Origin of the sequence: Kitasatospora sp. NPDC004799, assembly GCF_040609095.1 — a bacterium.
In the GTDB taxonomy this organism is placed as follows: domain Bacteria; phylum Actinomycetota; class Actinomycetes; order Streptomycetales; family Streptomycetaceae; genus Kitasatospora.
In genome coordinates this window covers 1-3463 of sequence record NZ_JBEXJK010000603.1, presented here as the reverse complement: position 1 = coordinate 3463, position 3463 = coordinate 1, and the positions used below count along the sequence as shown (strand labels likewise).

1 protein-coding gene is annotated in these 3463 nt (G+C 76.8%); it reads right to left on the bottom strand.

Annotated features, from left to right (window positions below; genetic code table 11):
• On the bottom strand, positions 1-3463 hold a 3463-nt coding region (locus ABZW03_RS38720), incomplete at both ends, for an acyltransferase domain-containing protein (protein WP_355269249.1).

The following is a 3463-nucleotide window of genomic DNA, read 5'->3' as shown; positions in this document are numbered from 1 at the left end:
GGCACCAGCGCCGCGACCGAGCTGGCCGGTCCCTCGCTCGGCGGGGTGCTGGTCCTGCTCGTCGGTCCGCGCGGACAGCAGCCAGGCGGTGGGGGCGGCCCGGCCGGCCGGTTCGGGCAGGTGGCCGGGGTCCGGGTCGGAGGGCTGCTCGATGATCAGGTGGGCGTTGGTGCCGCTGATGCCGAAGGCCGAGATGCCGGCGCGGCGCGGGTGCTCGTGCTCCGGCCACGGCCGGGCCTCGGTCAGCAGCCGGACGCCGCCGGAGGCCCAGTCGACGTGCGGGGTGGGCGCGTCCGTGTGCAGGGTCCGCGGCAGTTCGCCGTGCCGCATCGCCATGACCATCTTGATCAGGCCCGCGACGCCGGCGGCGGCCTGGGTGTGGCCGATGTTGGACTTCACCGATCCCAGCCACAGCGGCTCGTCCCGGTCCTGGCCGTAGGCGGCCAGCAGGGCGTGGGCCTCGATGGGATCGCCCAGGGTGGTGCCGGTGCCGTGCGCCTCCACCGCGTCCACCTCGGACGCCGCCAACCCGGCGCTGGCCAGGGCCTGACGGATCACCCGCTCCTGCGAGGGACCGTTCGGCGCAGTCAGGCCGTTGGACGCGCCGTCCTGGTTCACCGCCGAACCGCGCACCACCGCCAGCACCCGGTGGCCGTTGCGGCGGGCGTCCGACAGGCGTTCCAGCAGCACCAGACCGGCGCCCTCGGCCCAGCTGGTGCCGTCGGCCGCGGCGGCGAAGGGCTTGCTGCGGCCGTCCGCCGCGAGGCCGTGCTGGCGGGAGAACTCGGTGAAGCCCAGCGGCGTCGCCATGATCGTGACCCCACCGGCGAGCGCCAGCGAGCACTCGCCGGCGCGCAGGGCCTGGGCGGCCAGGTGGACGGCGACCAGGGACGACGAGCAGGCGGTGTCCACGGACAGCGCCGGACCGCGCAGCCCGAGGTGGTAGGCGACCCGGCCGGAGGTGACGCTGGTCGCGACGCCGGTGAACAGGTAGCCCTCCAGGTCCTCCGGCAGGCCCGGCCCGGTGGCGTAGCCGGACGACCAGACGCCGGTGAACACGCCGGTGTGGCTGCCGCGCAGCGCGGCCGGGTCGATCCCGGCGTGCTCGAAGGTCTCCCAGGCCGTCTCCAGCACGAGCCGCTGCTGCGGGTCCATGGCGAGCGCCTCGCGGGGCGAGATGCCGAAGAAGGGGGCGTCGAAACCGGCCACCGCCTCCAGGAACCCGCCCCGGGTGGTGTACGTGGTGCCCGCGCCGCGCAGGTCCGGGTCGTACAGGCCGCCCAGGTCCCAGCCGCGGTCGTCCGGGAAGTCGCCGATCGCGTCCACGCCCTGCGCGACGAGCCGCCACAGGTCGTCCGGCGAGGCCACCCCGCCGGGGAAGCGGCAGCCCATCCCCACGATGACGACCGGGTCGTCGTTTTGGGCGGCCTGGGCGGCCGGGGCGGCGGGGGCCGACCGGTCGCCGGGGCCGGTGCGCAGCCAGTCGATCAGCTCCGCGGGCGTCGGGTGGTCGTAGACGAGGCCGGCGGGCAGTCGCCGGTCCAGGGCCCCGGCCAGGCGGTTGCGCAGTTCGAGCCCGGTGACCGAGTCGAAGCCGAGGTCCTTGAAGGTGAGCGCGGGATCGATGTCCGCGGGGTCCTCGTGGCCCAGCACGAGCGCGATCTGCTCGGTGACCACGGCGGCCGCGTCGACCGTGTCGACCGTGTCGACCGGCTCGGGGTCGCCCGGGTCCGGGCCGCCCGCCCCGGTGTCGCCGGTCTCCGCCGGGTGCGTCCCCGGGCCGGCCGGGGTCCCTCCGCTCGGCCCGGCCGCTGCTCCGGGCAGCCAGTACGAACGGCGCTGGAAGGCGTACGTGGGCAGGTCGACCGGCGCGGCCCCGGCGACGGCCGGGGACCAGTCGACCGGCACGCCGGCCACGAACAGCCGGGCCAGCGCGGTCAGGAAGGCGTCCGGCCCGCCCCGGTCACGGCCCAGCGTGCCGGTGGCGACGCCGGGCCCGCCGGTCCGCTCGCGGGCCTCTTCCAGGGTCTGTTCGAGGGCGGGCAGCAGCACCGGGTGCGGGCTGACCTCGACCACGACGTCGTGACCGTCCGCCAGCAGGGCGGCGGTGGCCAGGTCGAAGCGGACCGGCTCGCGCAGGTTGCGGTACCAGTAGCCGGCGTCGAGCTCCGCGGTGTCGTCGAGGAGGCCGCCGGTGACCGCGGAGTAGTACGGGACGGTGCCCTGCCGCGGCCGCACCCCGTCCAGTTCGGTGTGCAGCCGCTCGCGGATCGCCTCGACGTGCGCGGAGTGGGAGGCGTAGTCCACCGGGACGACGCGCGCGCGGACGCCGTCCGCCGCGCAGGACTCGACCAGTTCGGACAGCGCCCCCGTGTCGCCGGACACCACGACCGAGCCGGCGGCGTTGACCACGGCGACCGTCAGCGCGCCGCCCCAGCGCGCCACGTACTCCTCGGCCGCCTCGGCGGACAGGGCCACGGACACCATGCCGCCCCGGCCGGTCAGCTCCACCAGCGCGCGGCTGCGCAGGGCCACGATCCGGGCCGCGTCGGACAGCGACAGCGCGCCCGCGACGTACGCCGCGGCGATCTCGCCCTGCGAGTGCCCGACCACCGCGTCGGGCTCGACGCCGAAGGAGCGCCAGAGCTCCGCCAGGGACACCATCACCGCGAACAGGGCGGGCTGCACGACGTCCACCCGGTCGAGCGGGGCGCCGTCCAGGACCTCGGCCAGCGACCAGTCCGTGTACGGGGCCAGCGCCTGGGCGCACGCGTCCATGGCGGCCCGGAAGACGGGGTACGCGGCGTACAGCTCCCGGCCCATGCCGACCCACTGCGCGCCCTGGCCGGGGAACGCGAAGACGGTACGGCCCGGGGTGCCGGCCCGGCCGGCGGCGACCTGGGCGGAGTCGAGCAGGACGGCGCGGTGTGCGAAGCGGGTCCTGGTGGTGGCCAGCGCGTGCGCGACCTCGGCGCCGGTCAGGTCCGGGTGGCTGCGCACGTGTTCGCGCAGGCGCTGGATCTGCGCCCGGAGCGCCTGCTTGGTCCGCGCCGTGACGATCCACAGCACCGGCCGGGCCCCGGGGGCGGGCCGCCGGGCCGGCGGCGCGGCCGCGGCGGGCGCCTGCTCGACGATCACGTGCGCGTTGGTGCCGCCCATGCCGAACGACGACACGCCGGCGAGCAGCGGCGCGTCCGGCCGCGGCCAGGGGGTCAGGGCGGTCTGGACCGCCAGTGCGTCGAGCGGGATGCCGGGGTTGGGGGTCTCGTAGTTCAGGCTCGGCGGCAGGGCGCGGTGGTGCACGCTGAGGACGGCCTTGAGCAGACCGACGATGCCCGCGGCGCCTTCCAGGTGGCCGACGTTCGTCTTGGCGGATCCGACCCGCAGGGCGCTGCCGGCCTCGCCGGACCCGGCCGGGTCGCGGTAGGGCGCCCCGCGGGGGGGGGGCGCGGCGGGGGTGTTG